This window comes from Salicibibacter halophilus, assembly GCF_006740705.1.
GTDB lineage: Bacteria > Bacillota > Bacilli > Bacillales > Marinococcaceae > Salicibibacter > Salicibibacter halophilus.
Map to the genome: position 1 here is coordinate 3,470,501 of NZ_CP035485.1, position 14,017 is coordinate 3,484,517.

The 14,017-nt window shown below is 46.4% G+C and carries 15 protein-coding genes; 11 read left to right on the plus strand and 4 right to left on the minus strand.

Annotated features, from left to right (window positions below; genetic code table 11):
* Positions 1 to 13 precede the first annotated feature (13 nt).
* The gene (locus EPH95_RS16985) at positions 14 to 532 is read left to right on the plus strand and encodes a thioredoxin family protein (RefSeq protein ID WP_319592795.1); all 519 of its coding nucleotides are present in this window, start codon (positions 14 to 16) and stop codon (positions 530 to 532) included.
* Between the two features lie 35 nt (positions 533 to 567).
* Here the strand turns inward: EPH95_RS16985 and bshB2 are convergent, their stop codons facing one another.
* Both bshB2 and EPH95_RS16995 read right to left on the minus strand, forming a co-directional pair.
* Positions 568 to 1,236 carry a bacillithiol biosynthesis deacetylase BshB2 gene (gene bshB2 / locus EPH95_RS16990; RefSeq protein ID WP_142091167.1) on the minus strand — a complete coding sequence of 223 codons (669 nt, stop codon included), beginning with the start codon at positions 1,234 to 1,236 and terminating at the stop codon, positions 568 to 570.
* Positions 1,229 to 1,603 carry a DUF1806 family protein gene (locus tag EPH95_RS16995; protein WP_142091168.1) on the minus strand — a complete coding sequence of 125 codons (375 nt, stop codon included), beginning with the start codon at positions 1,601 to 1,603 and terminating at the stop codon, positions 1,229 to 1,231. The genes bshB2 and EPH95_RS16995 overlap by 8 nt, the downstream gene beginning before the upstream one ends.
* Positions 1,604 to 1,747: 144 nt before the next feature.
* On the opposite strand from EPH95_RS16995, the gene EPH95_RS17000 reads away from it, so the two are divergent.
* Positions 1,748 to 2,665, plus strand: a complete 918-nt coding sequence (locus tag EPH95_RS17000) for a S66 peptidase family protein (RefSeq protein ID WP_142091169.1) — start codon at positions 1,748 to 1,750, stop codon at positions 2,663 to 2,665.
* Positions 2,666 to 2,731: 66 nt separating this feature from the next.
* Entirely contained in the window at positions 2,732 to 3,295 is a 564-nt protein-coding gene (locus EPH95_RS17005; RefSeq protein WP_142091170.1) for a YusW family protein, read from the plus strand.
* 5 nt (positions 3,296 to 3,300) lie between these two features.
* Here the strand turns inward: EPH95_RS17005 and EPH95_RS17010 are convergent, their stop codons facing one another.
* Positions 3,301 to 3,612: a CHY zinc finger protein gene (locus EPH95_RS17010; protein ID WP_142091171.1), complete on the minus strand. Its 312-nt coding sequence runs from the start codon at positions 3,610 to 3,612 to the stop codon at positions 3,301 to 3,303.
* A gap of 278 nt (positions 3,613 to 3,890) precedes the next feature.
* On the opposite strand from EPH95_RS17010, the gene EPH95_RS17015 reads away from it, so the two are divergent.
* The 6 genes from EPH95_RS17015 to qoxD all read left to right on the plus strand — a co-directional run bounded on the left by EPH95_RS17015 (position 3,891) and on the right by qoxD (position 10,068).
* Positions 3,891 to 4,088 (plus strand): cold shock domain-containing protein, encoded by a 198-nt coding sequence (locus EPH95_RS17015; RefSeq protein WP_114375503.1) that lies wholly within the window; start codon positions 3,891 to 3,893, stop codon positions 4,086 to 4,088.
* A 276-nt stretch (positions 4,089 to 4,364) separates the two neighbouring features.
* Positions 4,365 to 5,810, plus strand: a complete 1,446-nt coding sequence (locus EPH95_RS17020) for a DEAD/DEAH box helicase (protein WP_142091172.1) — start codon at positions 4,365 to 4,367, stop codon at positions 5,808 to 5,810.
* 301 nt (positions 5,811 to 6,111) lie between these two features.
* Complete coding sequence (gene qoxA, locus EPH95_RS17025; RefSeq protein ID WP_142091665.1) at positions 6,112 to 7,101, plus strand: cytochrome aa3 quinol oxidase subunit II; 990 nt, start codon at positions 6,112 to 6,114, stop codon at positions 7,099 to 7,101.
* A 39-nt stretch (positions 7,102 to 7,140) separates the two neighbouring features.
* Positions 7,141 to 9,120: a cytochrome aa3 quinol oxidase subunit I gene (gene qoxB / locus EPH95_RS17030; protein ID WP_142091173.1), complete on the plus strand. Its 1,980-nt coding sequence runs from the start codon at positions 7,141 to 7,143 to the stop codon at positions 9,118 to 9,120.
* Positions 9,104 to 9,745, plus strand: coding sequence for a cytochrome aa3 quinol oxidase subunit III (qoxC, locus tag EPH95_RS17035; RefSeq protein WP_142091174.1), 642 nt, complete (start codon positions 9,104 to 9,106; stop codon positions 9,743 to 9,745). Before qoxB ends, qoxC begins: the two co-directional genes overlap by 17 nt.
* Entirely contained in the window at positions 9,742 to 10,068 is a 327-nt protein-coding gene (gene qoxD, locus EPH95_RS17040; protein WP_142091175.1) for a cytochrome aa3 quinol oxidase subunit IV, read from the plus strand. The genes qoxC and qoxD overlap by 4 nt, the downstream gene beginning before the upstream one ends.
* Positions 10,069 to 10,119: 51 nt before the next feature.
* On the opposite strand, the gene EPH95_RS17045 is transcribed toward qoxD, so the two are convergent.
* Positions 10,120 to 10,404: a spore morphogenesis/germination protein YwcE gene (locus EPH95_RS17045; protein ID WP_405127400.1), complete on the minus strand. Its 285-nt coding sequence runs from the start codon at positions 10,402 to 10,404 to the stop codon at positions 10,120 to 10,122.
* A gap of 247 nt (positions 10,405 to 10,651) precedes the next feature.
* Here EPH95_RS17045 and thpD point away from each other — a divergent pair, with 247 nt between their 5' ends.
* Together thpD and EPH95_RS17055 are read left to right on the plus strand one after the other, a co-directional pair.
* Positions 10,652 to 11,581, plus strand: a complete 930-nt coding sequence (gene thpD, locus EPH95_RS17050; protein ID WP_319592796.1) for an ectoine hydroxylase — start codon at positions 10,652 to 10,654, stop codon at positions 11,579 to 11,581.
* 259 nt (positions 11,582 to 11,840) lie between these two features.
* On the plus strand, positions 11,841 to 13,961 hold the full coding sequence (locus EPH95_RS17055) for an ATP-dependent Clp protease ATP-binding subunit (RefSeq protein ID WP_142091177.1): 2,121 nt from the start codon (positions 11,841 to 11,843) through the stop codon (positions 13,959 to 13,961).
* Positions 13,962 to 14,017: the final 56 nt, after the last annotated feature.

Consider the following 14,017-nt stretch of genomic DNA (forward strand, 5'->3'; position numbering starts at 1 on the left):
GTTTACCAAAGGAATGAGCCCAGAAGCTTATATTGAAAATATGCAGCAACACAAAGAAAATCTTCAACATGTCTACGAACATTTCAACATCCCGGACGATGAGAGGCTAAACACACTGGCAGACAGTCCTTCCCGCGTCATAGTGCTCACGGAAGATTGGTGTGGGGACGCGATGGTAAATGTGCCGATTTTGCTTCATATCGCGGAGAAAACGAATATGGATGTGTCGATGTTGTTAAGGGACAGCAATTTGGAACTTATGGATCAATACTTGACGAATGGGAAGTCTCGCTCGATTCCGATCTTTATTTTTATTGATGAAAATGGAAATGAAGTGGCGAAATGGGGGCCTCGGGCACCGGAAGTGCAGGCGAAGGTGGATGATCTTTTTTCCAAACTGCCGGCCAAAGATGCCCCGGACTATAAGGAAAAATGGAAAGAAACGCTATCCTCGCTTACACAGATGTTTCGCGAGGATGATAAGGTATGGAGTGAAGTGTATGAAAGCATTATGAAAACGTTGATAAAGTAAGGGAAAATGCCGGTTCGAAATGACGAGCCGGCATTTTAACATTCATACGTCCAAAATTCTTCGTAACGAATCCATGCTTCTGTATCCTCATCGCCTTCGTCGATTTTCTGTTTGGTGATCGCCGATACTTCTTGCATCTGGCTTTCGTGAGCATCAATGGCTTGTAACTTCCGGTCCATTAAATCGCCAATGTCATAGACAATGTCAGCTTCTCCGATTTCATCCGCCGCATTGGCGGTAATGGCTTTTGTGTGCAGTTTCGGTCGCTTGCTTTCCGGGATTTTTCTCATCGCTTCAATGACGGCAGCGCCAGTGGCGTCATGGTCGGGATGGATACTCAACCCCGGATAAAATGTAATGACGAGCGAGGGGTCGACATCTTGGATCACTTCTTGCAAGTGTGTGGCGACCGTTTGCACGTCTTCAAATTCCAATGTTTTATCCCGGTAGCCAAGGTGAAGAAGCTCGTCTACCCCCATGATGTCGCAGGCATTTTCCAATTCTTTTTTACGGATGAGCGGCAGCGTTTCCCGGTTCGCAACATGCGGGTTGCCAAGGTTTCTACCCATTTCCCCGGAGGTTAATGATGCAACGGTCACTTTTGTACCGTGTTCTCTTTTATGCATCATGATCGTTCCCGCGGCAGAAAATGTTTCATCATCGGGGTGTGGAAAAAGCAATAAAATGTGCCGTTCTTTATTCATTTAAAATCCCCCCTTCAAACGGTACGGTACTGAGTTGCAGGGCAACGGAGAGCTTGCCTTGCTCATCAAAACCATACAAATACAAAGATTCATTTTCTTTACGCTCAAACATGGAGAGCCCTTCGGCAAATATCCACCCATCTTCGGTTTTTAAGCCGACCCGATACGGATCTTCTCCTTTTATCTTGCCGTGGAGCACGTTTAGGCGCGCGTTTCGCACATACCCGCCGGCAGCATGAAACTTCCCGTGGCGATAGGCAGCGTAAGCTCCGTTCGTCAATTCAAAATGAACATAAATCTGTTTTCCATTAAAAAAATCCAGTAATGGCTGGACGACCTCTGTTTGAATATTTTTCAAAGAAATCATTCCTCGTTTGTTGGTTAACTACTTTTCTTTTTTTATTTTACCTTTTCAGGCTTCTGTTTTAAACAAAAACGATCACAAGAATGATGCCGCAGAAAGGCTCATATATTGGAAGGAATGAACGCACGTGAAAATGGGGGATGCGTAATGGCCAATCAACCACCGATATTGCAAACCGGAGATACGGTGGGTGTCGTGACGTTAGGCAGTCCGCTTGAAGCTGAAACCATTAATGCTCGGGTGCAAATGTTGGAAGCGATAGGCTTGAACGTCGTGCTCGGAACACATGTATACGATTGGGATGGTTTTTTGGCCGGGACTGACCAGGAGCGGGCAGCGGATGTAATGGCAATGTTCGAGCGGGATGATGTGCGTTTGATTTTACCGACACGTGGCGGAGTGGGGGTAGCCGGGATTCTCCCTTATTTAAATTATGAGGTGATCGCGAATAACCCAAAATGGATCAGTGGGTACAGCGATATCACGGTCCTCCTTAACGCGTTTTATCAATATGCGGATATCATTACTTTGCACAGTTTGATGCTGATTGATTTTCAGGAGGCGACCCCGCCTTATAATTTTGACCAATTTTTCAGTGTTATTTCTTCAACTTCGATGGAGCATGCCATCGTTAACCCTCCGGAGCTCCCTCCGTTAACAGGACGTGTGCCGGGGGATGTGTCAGGGCCGATCGTTGGCGGGAATCTCACCTCTGTCGTCGGCACGTTGGGTACCCCATTTGAAATTGACACAACCGGATGTATCCTGTTTTTGGAAGACGTGAATGAACCGATTAATACGATCTATCGGCATATGAAACATCTTGAGCAGGCTGGAAAATTTGAAGATTGTGCCGGGATTATTCTCGGCGAATGCAGCAATTGCCAAGTTGCTTATGGGCAGAGTTATGAAGATTTGATCGAAACTTTCATCGTGCCCATGGGAAAACCTTTGATTACTGGATTGGCAAGCGGGCACGGGACGTACAAAGCGGCTGTCCCTATTGGGGCTATTGCAAATCTTAACAGTAATGATGGGGCGATAACGGTTATTAGCGAAGGGTAGAAGCAAAATGCAAGTTTGGAAAAACAATAGATTCGGGTAAGGGGAGGGGCGGAGGAGGTTTTACTTGTGAAGAAATTTGGAATGATTACGCTATCCGCGGTGATTGCCACGGGTCTTGCCGCTTGCGGAGAAAATGGAGAGGAAACAACCGAGGAACCGGCAAATGGAGATGCTCCTGCAGACACGGGGGAAGATGATACCGAGGAGCTAGAAGATCAAGTGAATGTCGATGACGAAATGGATGAAAGTTCCGATGAGGATGAAAATGAAGAAGATGAAGATGCGGATGCAGAGGAAGATTGGTATGAGGATCTGCCATATGACGAGTTCGAATTAGAAGCTGAATACAGCCATGGGGAATATGAAGCAGAATATGAATATGAAGGCGGAAATCCCGAGGCGGAAATTGAAGACACTCGGGACGGCGAAGACATTGAACTTGAAGGGGAAGAAGCATTAGAGGAACTCTCCGGCATCCTCCCGGAAATGGATGTTGATGAGAATTCCGGTGACGATGAAGTGTTGGAAGCCGCGATTGATGCTTTCAACCTTGATGAAGATTACAGTGAGCTTGAAGTGGAAATAGAGTTTTTGGATGACGGCGAAACAGAGGTTGAGGATGAATCTTAATCGCTTTATTCAAAATAAAGATGGTAATGGTATTTACACCCTTCATTAAAGACAGAGTGGCATTTAAGGCAGTGGTCGGTTGCGAGGTACGCTCGGATCGTATGCTCGTAGCCGCAAATGCCACATAAAATGGCACGTTCACCGAATTGATCCGAGGGCCAAACGGAAATGGCATGTGTCTCAGACTCCTGATGGCATTGATAACAGGGATAGTATTTTCCGCAACAATGAAACTTGATGGCGATGATATCCTTATCCGAGGAATAATGGATGCATCGCGTTTGGCTGTCGATTTTCTTGCCGTACACGCGCTTCATTTAAATCACCCTTATTTTTAAATCGTTCGTTTCAGTTTAACAAATGAAGTGCCTCATCGAGGAAAAAAATTTTTGTCGCATAATAGTTGCTAATTGGTTAATGCTATGGTATAGTCAAAATGTCGAAAGTGATTGAAGGAACGGTGTAATAATTTTTCGGCCTCTGCTTTTAAGTTTAGGACGCAAAAAAAGGTTCACCCGGTTTCAATTATTTTTAGAATTTCTTGTTCAAGAAGGATGAACCTTTTTGGACTGCCTATTCAAAGGAGGCCATAAGCATGACTGGTAAAGTAAAATGGTTCAATGCGGAAAAAGGATTCGGTTTCATTGAGCGTGAAGAAGGAGACGATGTATTCGTACACTTCTCTGCAATTCAGCAAGAAGGCTTTAAAACGCTTGAAGACGGTCAAGACGTAGAATTCGAAATCGTCGAAGGCGACCGCGGACCGCAAGCAGCAAACGTCGTCGGTCTGTAAAACAAGTGATACTCAGGAATAGAGGGGTATATTCCAGCGTCCAGCGCGAATATACCCCTTTTTTGTACGATAAGAATAGCTAACCATGGGATAAAAAAGACTAAGGCTTTCGCTATTTTGCGAAAGCCAAGTCTTTCTAATGCAAAAGTGGATGAAGACGTAAGCGTATGTTTCAAGAATCGTATCGCCACGGCATTTCGTTTGGCGGCAGCGCATGCACTTTTGCATCTTTTATATCCTGAGGTCTTGGGAAAAGATGTATAAAGGAGCAGATGCATGACATTTGAAGAATTGGATTTACCGCCCTATTTATTAAAAAGTGTACAACAGATGGGTTTCACAGAGGCCACATCGATTCAGGAAAAAGTATTGCCCGTTGCTCGTGATGGCCGCGATGTCATCGGCCAGGCGCAGACTGGGACAGGAAAAACCGCGGCCTTCGCACTTCCCATCATCGAAAAAGTTGACCCGGAGGACCCAAGCGTCCAAGCGCTCATATTGACACCTACCCGCGAATTGGCCGTGCAAGTTTGTGATGAAGTCAACAGCCTTGGGCGAACAAAAAAAGTGCAAGCCGTTGCTGTGTATGGTGGCGCCGATATGGGACGGCAAATCAGGGAATTAAAGTCCCGTCCGTCTATCATCGTCGCAACGCCGGGACGTTATATGGACCATACACGAAGAAAGACAATTCGTCCGCAATCCATTCATACCGTTGTGCTTGATGAAGCGGATGAAATGTTAAGCATGGGCTTTATTGAAGATATTGAAGAGATTTTGGGAAGAATTCCGGAACAACGGCAAACCCTTCTATTTTCGGCAACGATGCCGGATCGCTTGAAAAAAGTTGCCGATCGTTTTATGACGGAGCCGCAAACCGTCTCTGTCAAAGCGAAAGCGATGACCGTGTCCAACATCGAACAATTTGCGCTTAAAGTCCCCGAAAAGCAGAAGCTTTCTGTGCTCGGCAGGCTGCTTGATTTTGAAGACCCGGATCTCGCCATCATTTTCGGCCGCACAAAACGAAGGGTGGATGAACTGTCAGAAGCGCTCGAGCAACAGGGGTATGAAGTGGCAGGCATTCACGGAGACTTAAAGCAAGCGCAACGGACAAACGTGTTACGCCGTTTCAAGCAAGGAGCCGTGAAATATTTGGTGGCCACGGACGTGGCGGCCCGGGGGATTGACGTTTCGGGCGTCACCCACGTGTTTAATTTCGATATTCCGCAAGAGTCGGATAGTTACGTGCACCGGATCGGCCGGACCGGACGTGCAGGGCACTCTGGCAAAGCCTTCACATTCGCCGCTCCCGTTGAAATGGATCATATGGCGATGATTGAAAAGGCAACCAAAGGAGCCATTAAACACATCGATATCCCGAGTGAACATGAAGCAGAGGTGGCCAGGCAAGAACGCGCCGCCCAGGAGCTCACGAAAATCATCGAAAAAGAAGATTACGCCGGACTGGAACCAATGGCTGAAAATCTCCTAAAGAATCACGATCAAGTGACGGTAGTGGCTGCCGCCCTCTCCATGCTACAAAAAGAAAAAAAGGAACCAGCCAAAAAGCTCACCGGGGAACGCCCGATTGTGACCAAGCAAAAGCGGAAACCTGCAGGAAAGAAACAAGGGGGAGGTTTTCAGCAACGCCGCGGAGGCGGAGGACGTTCAAAAAATCATGGCCGTAACAGGAGAAATCAAAACCGGCGGCGTTCCGGTTAATAATGGCAAGCAAAACGAGTGACAGGAGAAGGCCTGATTGCTCGTTTTTTATTTGGATCTGATGTGAAATTCGAGGAATATTGTATAATGTCCCCGTAATATGTTGTATAATTATGGTTATAAATGACTTGAACTTGGGAATTGGTGATGAAATTCTAGCGTTACTTCTCGAAAGAATAACGGATAAAACGAGTGACAGGAGGCAGGGGGGATTGCTCGTTTTCCACTTAATAACGCACTATATGTTGCAAAATAGAAATATACATACCTCGGGGGTGATCGTTTGAATCGATTCCTGCACATGTTTTTTGCGCTGTTTATGTTGATCCTTTTGAGCGGGTGCGGGCTGACGGTTCTTGACCCGCAAGGAACCGTGGGCGAGCAGCAACGGGATTTAATTATCCTTTCTATTGTTTTTATGTTTATTATCGTACTCGTTGTATTTATTTTGCTTACGTACTTTCTCGTAAAATACCGGGAAAGGGATGGGCATCGGGGCTACAATCCTGATATTGACGGAAGCGTAAAACTGGAAGTGGTATGGACGGTCATCCCGATTATCATCGTTACCATCCTGTCCATCCCGACGGTTTATACCATTTTTAATATCGAAGAAGTGCCTGAGGCGAACACGGAAGAGGAAGAACCGCTCGTCGTTCATGCCACGTCGGCGAATTGGAAATGGATATTCAGTTATCCGGAAGAAAATATTGAAACCGTTAATTTTATAAATATTCCGGTGGAACGTCCGGTGTTGTTTAAGCTCACCTCCGCTGATTCCATGGCTTCGTTCTGGGTTCCGCAACTGGGAGGCCAACGGTATAACATGGCCGGGATGCAGACGGAACTATACTTACAGGCAGGAGAAGAAGGCACTTATTATGGAAGGAACGCGAATTTTACGGGTGAAGGTTTCGCGGAGATGCGTTTTGATGTCAATGCTATCGAAGAAGAGGCGTTTAATGAGTGGGTCACGGAGGTTCAAGACGAAGCGCCTGTGCTGACCCAGGACACGTATGACCAATTTATGGTTCCGGGACATGTGGGCGAATATGCTTTTTCCGGCACGCATTTGGACTGGGTTGATCACGCGCTGGATGCAGAGTATGCACTGGAAGCACGTGAGAGGCAAGGGTATGAGCCAGTCAACCCTCATTCACCGGAAGCGGCGGACGATGTCCCCTTCTATGACATTGATGTAGACACGGATGCAGTCGAAAACGAAGAAAGGCAGAATGAAGGGCCAGCACAAGAGGAAGAGGGGGATTCCAACCATCACCATCATCATTAGGCTATTGATCGTACACTTTACCGGAAAGGGGATAATCACTTGGACCTCGATTGGGATGAATTTATTGTCACGGGAGAACCTTTTATACTCGCCGGCCAAATAGCTATATTGCTGACAACCATTGGCATTATTTTCGTTCTGACCTATTTTAAAAAATGGAAGTGGATCTGGAACGAATGGATCACGAGTGTAGATCATCGCAAAATCGGGATTATGTATATCATCGCTTCGGTGTTAATGATGATTCGCGCGGGAGTCGACGCGTTAATGATGCGAACGCAATTGGCGGCTCCGAACATGCCTTTCTTGGGAGAGGCGCAACATTATAATGAAATTTTCACGACACACGGCACGATTATGATTATTTTCGTAGCCACGCCGTTCCTCATCGGATTAATGAACGTGGCTACACCGCTTCAAATAGGTGCGCGCGACGTTGCGTTTCCTTTTTTGAACAACTTAAGCTTTTGGACGTTTTTCTGGGGCGCAATGCTTTTTAATATTTCATTTGTGATCGGCGGAGCGCCTTCTGCAGGTTGGTCGGCGTATATGCCTCTTGCTTCCAATGATCTAAGTCCGGGACCGGGACAAAATTTTTATTTGCTCGGTTTACAGATATCCGGAATCGGAACGCTCGCTACCGGGATTAACTTAGTTGTTACCATTATGAAAATGAGGGCAAAAGGCATGAGACTTATGCGCATGCCGATGTTCACATGGACAACCTTGATCACATCGCTAATCATCATCGGGGCTTTCCCGATTTTAACAGTTGCATTGGGGATGCAGACGTTCGATCGTTTGTGGGATACCTCGTTTTTTACGTTGCAAGACGGCGGTATGCCCATGATGTGGGTCAATCTTTTTTGGCTTTGGGGGCACCCGGAAGTATATATTGTCATCTTGCCGGCTTTCGGGATATTTTCGGAGATTATTGCGACTTTCGCCCGCAAGCGCTTATTTGGTTATACATCCATGGTCTTCGCGATTGCCGCGATTTCAGGGTTAAGTTTCCTCGTATGGGTCCATCACTTTTTCACGATGGGCGCAGGGCCTATGGTTAACTCCTTTTTTTCCATTTCAACGATGGCAATCGCGGTTCCGACCGGGGTGAAGATATTCAACTGGCTGGCGACACTGCATCGAGGGCGAATACGGTTTTCTGTGCCGATGGTATGGGCGCTCGGATTTATACCTAATTTTACCATCGGGGGTGTCACCGGGGTCATGCTCGCTATGGCAGCAGCCGATTATCAATACCACAATACGTACTTTCTCGTCTCCCACTTTCACTATGTGCTGATCGCAGGGACGATCTTCGCCTGTTTTGCCGGAACGATTTACTGGTGGCCGAAGATGTTTGGCCTGAAATTGAATGAACGGCTTGGCCATTGGGTGTTTTGGATCTTTATGATCGGTTTTAACGTTTGCTTTTTCCCGCAATACTTTCTCGGATTGGACGGCATGCCGCGGCGCATTTACACGTACTTCCCGGAGGACGGATGGTTTAGCTTGAATTTTATATCCACCGTCGGTGCCTTCATGATGGGTCTTGCTTTTGTGATCTTCGTGTATAACATCTATTATAGCTATCGCTATCAACCTAGAGAAACGACTGGAGATCCTTGGGGTGGCCGCGGCCGCACTCTTGAATGGGCAACATCTTCGGCGGTACCGCCGCATTATAACTTTGCGAAAATCCCGGAAGTTAAGGACCAAGATGCGTACTGGCAAATGAAACAAGAAGGCATCGATCCGAACGATATAGAGGAATACCACGACATTCACATGCCTAATTATACAGGCAATCCATTCATTATGAGTGTGTTTATGTTTGTCGGGGGATTCGGCCTCGTGTTTCATTGGTGGTCGATTGCGATCATCGGAGCGATCGGTATTTTTGCATGCATGATTCAACGGTCGTTTTCACGCGATAACGGCCACATCGTTCCGGCGGAGGAAGTAAGGGAAGAAGAAGCCAAAATCAGGGAGGTAAAGGCAAATGAAAGTGGACAATAAAATTGACCCAAAAGAACTTGACGACTTCCCTGGTGAAGAAACGCCTCTAGAGTATCAAACAGAGACGGGCAGTTATAACATTTTCGGCTTTTGGATGTTTTTGGGGGCAGAAATCGTTCTTTTTAGCACGTTGTTCGGGACGTATTTTGTGCTCATTTACCGTACGGATTCGAGTATTCCACCTACAGAGGTTTTCAGCATGGGGTTGGTGCTCGCGATGACCTTTACCTTGCTGACAAGTAGTTTTACGAGTGGACTTGCGATTCATGAGATGCGGCTTGGCAACGTAAAGCGAATGATGATTTGGATTGGATTTACCCTGCTTTTGGGATTGGGCTTTTTGGGAATGGAAATTTATGAGTTTGTGGAGTATGCCAGCGAAGGGGCGACGCTTGCCACGAGTGCTTATTGGTCCTCTTTTTTCCTGCTTCTCGGCACCCACGGCCTGCACGTGGCCATGGGTGTGGCCTGGTTCATCATTATTCTGATTCAAATTAAAATGCGGGGGTTGAACCCGGTGACGGCCAATAAAACGTTTATTGCCAGTTTGTATTGGCATTTTCTAGATGTTATCTGGATTTTCATCTTTACGGGCGTATACTTGTTAAGGTTGGTGATCGCATGAGTAACGGAACAACCGCCACAAAAAAAGGGCATTTTCCGTGGAAACACGTTGCCGGTTTCATCAGTTCCATCGTGCTGACAATGGTTGCTTTGTGGATTGTTTTTTATTCAGCGTTCAGTGTCCGCACGATCATTGTGTTGATTTTTTCGCTTGCCTTCATTCAAGCCACCTTGCAACTGTTGATGTTTATGCATATGGCCGAGAGCAGCAATGGGAGAATCCAAGTGGGGCATATTCTCTTTTCCGCATTTGTTGCCATCGTTGTTGCCCTCGGTTCTTATTGGGTAATGGAATTCGGCATTCACCTGGAACATCATATGTGACGCCATGTTGAGATGATGAAATCCCGGCCTGTTTGTGCCGGGAGTTTATTCTTAATCGGAGGCGTAACGTTTCCACCACTTCGGCTTAACATAAAGAACAATCGCGGCCACATGAGCCATAAGCACGTTAAACGAAAACAGCACCATGAAGAACGTATGCGCCGCTGATGAAAGCGAATCAGTCACATAAAAACCGGACAGGACCCACATCGCGATTAAGAGCGGCAAACTGGCAAGTGCCAACTTTCGTTTTTCTTTCCAAAGGAACAGCGGGGTGGCGCTGGCAATAAACAGGTATAAAAAGAAGATCCCCATATCACTATCTCCTTCATTCACATATTCGTCATAGTTATTGTAACAAATGCTTGATGTTTTTACACGATTTTAATAAGAAAAGAATTAGAATGTTAGGAAAAGATAACCGTAGATAAGGTGAAAAAACATTTATCAAACACATGATGAGCGTTCAACAAGGATTGTTAAGGCAAAAAGAGCGCTTAAAAGCCATTTGCTTGTGAATGATTGAACATATAAAGTAGATAGTGGTTGCACAAAATATTATAAAGCCAAGGAGTGTTCAACGTTGCGTACTGATTTGTATCCTTCACGGACAGGGAAAGATGCGGAACTAATGCAGCGAACAGATCCAGTGATCCATAATCGGGGTAAAAGGGAGGGTCCATTAACATCGATTCAGCTTGATTCATACGAGGACAATGGTTACCTTATGCTCGATGACGTATTTAGCGACGATGAAGTGAGCATCATGGCTGAACACCTTAACGACACGTTAGCGGCAGAAAGAGGGAAAAAATCGGATACCGTCGTTCTTGAACCCGAAGGGGATGAAGTGCGTTCGATTTTTGAAGTCCACAAACATAATGATTTTTTCAGCCGGCTTGCTGCAAATGAACAGCTCGTCAAAGCAGCGCAGCAATTGCTCGGAAGTGACGTTTACATCACGCAGTCCCGTATTAATTTTAAACCCGGTTTTAGCGGCAAGGAATTTTATTGGCACTCAGATTTTGAAACGTGGCACGTAGAAGACGGCATGCCAAATCCGCGTGCGGTCAGCTGCTCGATTATTTTAACCGACAATTACGAATACAATGGTCCTCTCATGCTGATCCCCGGATCCCACCAATGGTACGTATCATGCCCCGGGGAGACACCGGAAGCAAACTATGAACAGTCTCTGCAAAAACAAGAGCTCGGTGTGCCCGATCATGAAAGTTTAAACAAACTATTTGAAAAAGCAGGAAAACAAATCGATCGCGCGACTGGAAAAGCCGGGATGGTGCTGTTTTTCGAAAGCAATACGATGCACGGTTCCAGCGGCAATATTTCGCCTTTACCGAGAAGCAACGCATTCTTTGTGTACAATTCGGTAGAAAATCTATTGGAAACGCCATTTGGAAGCGCAAAAGCACGGCCTGAATTTCTTGCTAATCGCGAGCAAATCAAACCGATTCAGCCCCAACCGACTTTTAAAGAAAAAGCAGGATCAAAATAAATATAAATGTCCAAGCGCTCGTTTGCACGCACTGTGCAGGCGGGTGTTTTTTTAGCAGGTAAGATAAGTTTTCCAATCGCGCAAACCGGGAAAAAACTAATAGACCCGGAAAAAAATTAAACAAAACACTTGAAAGTCAAAGAAAGTCAAACTATAATAGAAGTATGCAAAGGTTAAATATAGTCAAAGTCAATTTGAAGAAAAAACAAACACGTATACAACAACGAAAAATAAAAGTGAACAAGGAGGAAGAAGTTAAATGAGATGTGATCATTGCCAACAAAATGAACCGCGAATTCAAATGAGAATTAACGTAAACGGAAAACAACGGCAAATGAATCTCTGTACGCAGTGCTATCGTGAAATCCGTAACCAAATGCGCCAGCCATCCGGCATGAATGGCCAGTTTGATCAAATGATGAACGCGATGGGCGGCGGACAACAAGGGCAATCATATACCAATGCCCAAACCCAACAAGGTTCCGGCCAAGGTGGCAGCTTGCTCGATGAACTAGGGAGAAACCTTTCCCACAGTGCCAACAACGGTGAAATAGACCCGATTATTGGCCGGGATCAAGAAGTGGAACGAGTCATTGAAACCTTAAACCGCCGGAATAAAAACAACCCGGTGTTAATCGGGGAAGCAGGTGTCGGGAAGACTGCGATCGCGGAAGGTCTGGCCCTTCGTATCGTGCAAAACCAAGTACCGAACAAATTGAAAAATAAACAAATCTATTTGCTGGACGTTTCTTCCCTCGTCGCGAACACAGGCGTGCGCGGTCAATTTGAAGAACGAATGAAACAATTGCTCGCGGAACTGAAAGAGCGTGACGACGTCATTGTATTCGTCGATGAGGTGCACCAAATTGTCGGTGCCGGTTCCGCAGAAGGTTCGGCGGATGCCGGTAACATCATGAAACCCGCGCTTGCTCGGGGTGAGGTGCAATTAATCGGCGCGACAACGTTGGCGGAATATCGCAAAATCGAAAAAGATGCCGCTCTTGAGCGCCGTTTTCAACCGGTCATGGTTGATGAACCGTCACTGGAAGATGCGAAGAAAATTCTCGCGGGCATCCAGCCGAACTATGAGAAGTTTCACGAAGTCACCTACACGGAAGATGCCATTGAAGCATCTGTTACCCTAGCCGATCGCTATATTCAAGACCGGTTTTTGCCGGATAAAGCGATTGACCTCATGGACGAAGCCGGTTCGAAAGTGAACTTGCTCATCAGTGACTTGGATGATGGAGAGATTGCCAAACGCCTGGAAGAAATCAAAATTGAAAAAGAGGATGCAACGGGCCAGGAAGATTATGAGCGCGCGGCCAAACTTCGCACCGAAGAGTTGCAACTACAAGAGAAGCAGCAAGAAGCGAAGTCCGAACACAAACATGAATCCGTCGTGGATGTTGCCCGCATTCAAGCGCTCGTAGAAGCCAAGACAGGCATTCCGGTTCGCCGCCTCCAGGAAGACGAACAGAAAAAAATGCGCGACTTGCCGGAACGCTTGAACAATCAAGTAATTGGGCAAGAAACAGCCGTTGAAAAAGTAGCGAAATCCATTCGCCGAAATCGTGCCGGACTTCGCCGCGGAACAAGACCGATCGGATCCTTCTTGTTCATTGGACCGACCGGGGTCGGGAAAACCGAACTATCCAAATCATTAGCGGAAGAAATGTTCGGGGACCGCGAAGCGATGGTCCGCCTGGACATGAGTGAGTATATGGAAAAACACTCCGTATCCAAACTCATTGGTTCCCCGCCCGGATACGTTGGACACGATGAAGCCGGTCAGTTGACGGAACGTGTGCGCCGCAAGCCATACAGCATTATTTTGCTGGATGAAATTGAAAAGGCGCATCCTGATGTGCAGCATATGTTCTTGCAGATTATGGAAGACGGACGTCTTACTGACAGCCAAGGCCGCACGGTAAGTTTTAAAGACACTGTCCTCATTATGACTTCCAACGCAGGAAGCGCGTTGAAAAAAGTGACGGTAGGCTTTGGTGCCGATGATGAAGAGCCTAACGCCATGGAAGGGTTGACCGATTACTTCAAACCGGAATTCCTCAACCGTTTCGACGCTGTCGTTCGCTTCAATGAATTGTCTCGCGAGCACCTCGTGACGATCGTTGATCTTATGCTTGCGGATCTGCAAGATTCTGCAGTAGAACAAGGACTCACCATAGAAGTCACGAAAGATGCAAAACAAAAAATGGCAGAACTCGGATATGATCCGACCTTCGGTGCACGACCGCTCCGTCGCGTCATCGAGGAATACGTCGAAGATGGCATTGCCGATGTCATGCTGGAAAATGAAGAAGTAAAAAATATTGCCGTGAACGTACGGGACGATAAATTAAAAGTATCTGCCAAATAAGAACAGCATCCCTTTAGCAGCCCACCGGGCTGCTTTTTTTCATATACATACATAAT

Excerpts from the sequence above, each read along its gene's own strand:
- bshB2 (WP_142091167.1), bottom strand. The coding sequence starts at position 1,236 with ATGAATAAAGAACGGCACATTTTATTGCTTTTTCCACACCCCGATGAT.
- EPH95_RS17015 (WP_114375503.1), top strand. The coding sequence starts at position 3,891 with ATGACTGGTAAAGTAAAATGGTTCAATGCGGAAAAAGGATTCGGTTTC.
- EPH95_RS17020 (WP_142091172.1), top strand. The coding sequence starts at position 4,365 with ATGACATTTGAAGAATTGGATTTACCGCCCTATTTATTAAAAAGTGTA.
- EPH95_RS17000 (WP_142091169.1), top strand. The coding sequence starts at position 1,748 with ATGGCCAATCAACCACCGATATTGCAAACCGGAGATACGGTGGGTGTC.
- qoxC (WP_142091174.1), top strand. The coding sequence starts at position 9,104 with ATGAAAGTGGACAATAAAATTGACCCAAAAGAACTTGACGACTTCCCT.
- qoxA (WP_142091665.1), top strand. The coding sequence starts at position 6,112 with ATGTTTTTTGCGCTGTTTATGTTGATCCTTTTGAGCGGGTGCGGGCTG.
- qoxD (WP_142091175.1), top strand. The coding sequence starts at position 9,742 with ATGAGTAACGGAACAACCGCCACAAAAAAAGGGCATTTTCCGTGGAAA.
- EPH95_RS17010 (WP_142091171.1), bottom strand. The coding sequence starts at position 3,612 with ATGAAGCGCGTGTACGGCAAGAAAATCGACAGCCAAACGCGATGCATC.
- EPH95_RS16985 (WP_319592795.1), top strand. The coding sequence starts at position 14 with ATGAGCCCAGAAGCTTATATTGAAAATATGCAGCAACACAAAGAAAAT.
- EPH95_RS17055 (WP_142091177.1), top strand. The coding sequence starts at position 11,841 with ATGAGATGTGATCATTGCCAACAAAATGAACCGCGAATTCAAATGAGA.
- EPH95_RS16995 (WP_142091168.1), bottom strand. The coding sequence starts at position 1,603 with ATGATTTCTTTGAAAAATATTCAAACAGAGGTCGTCCAGCCATTACTG.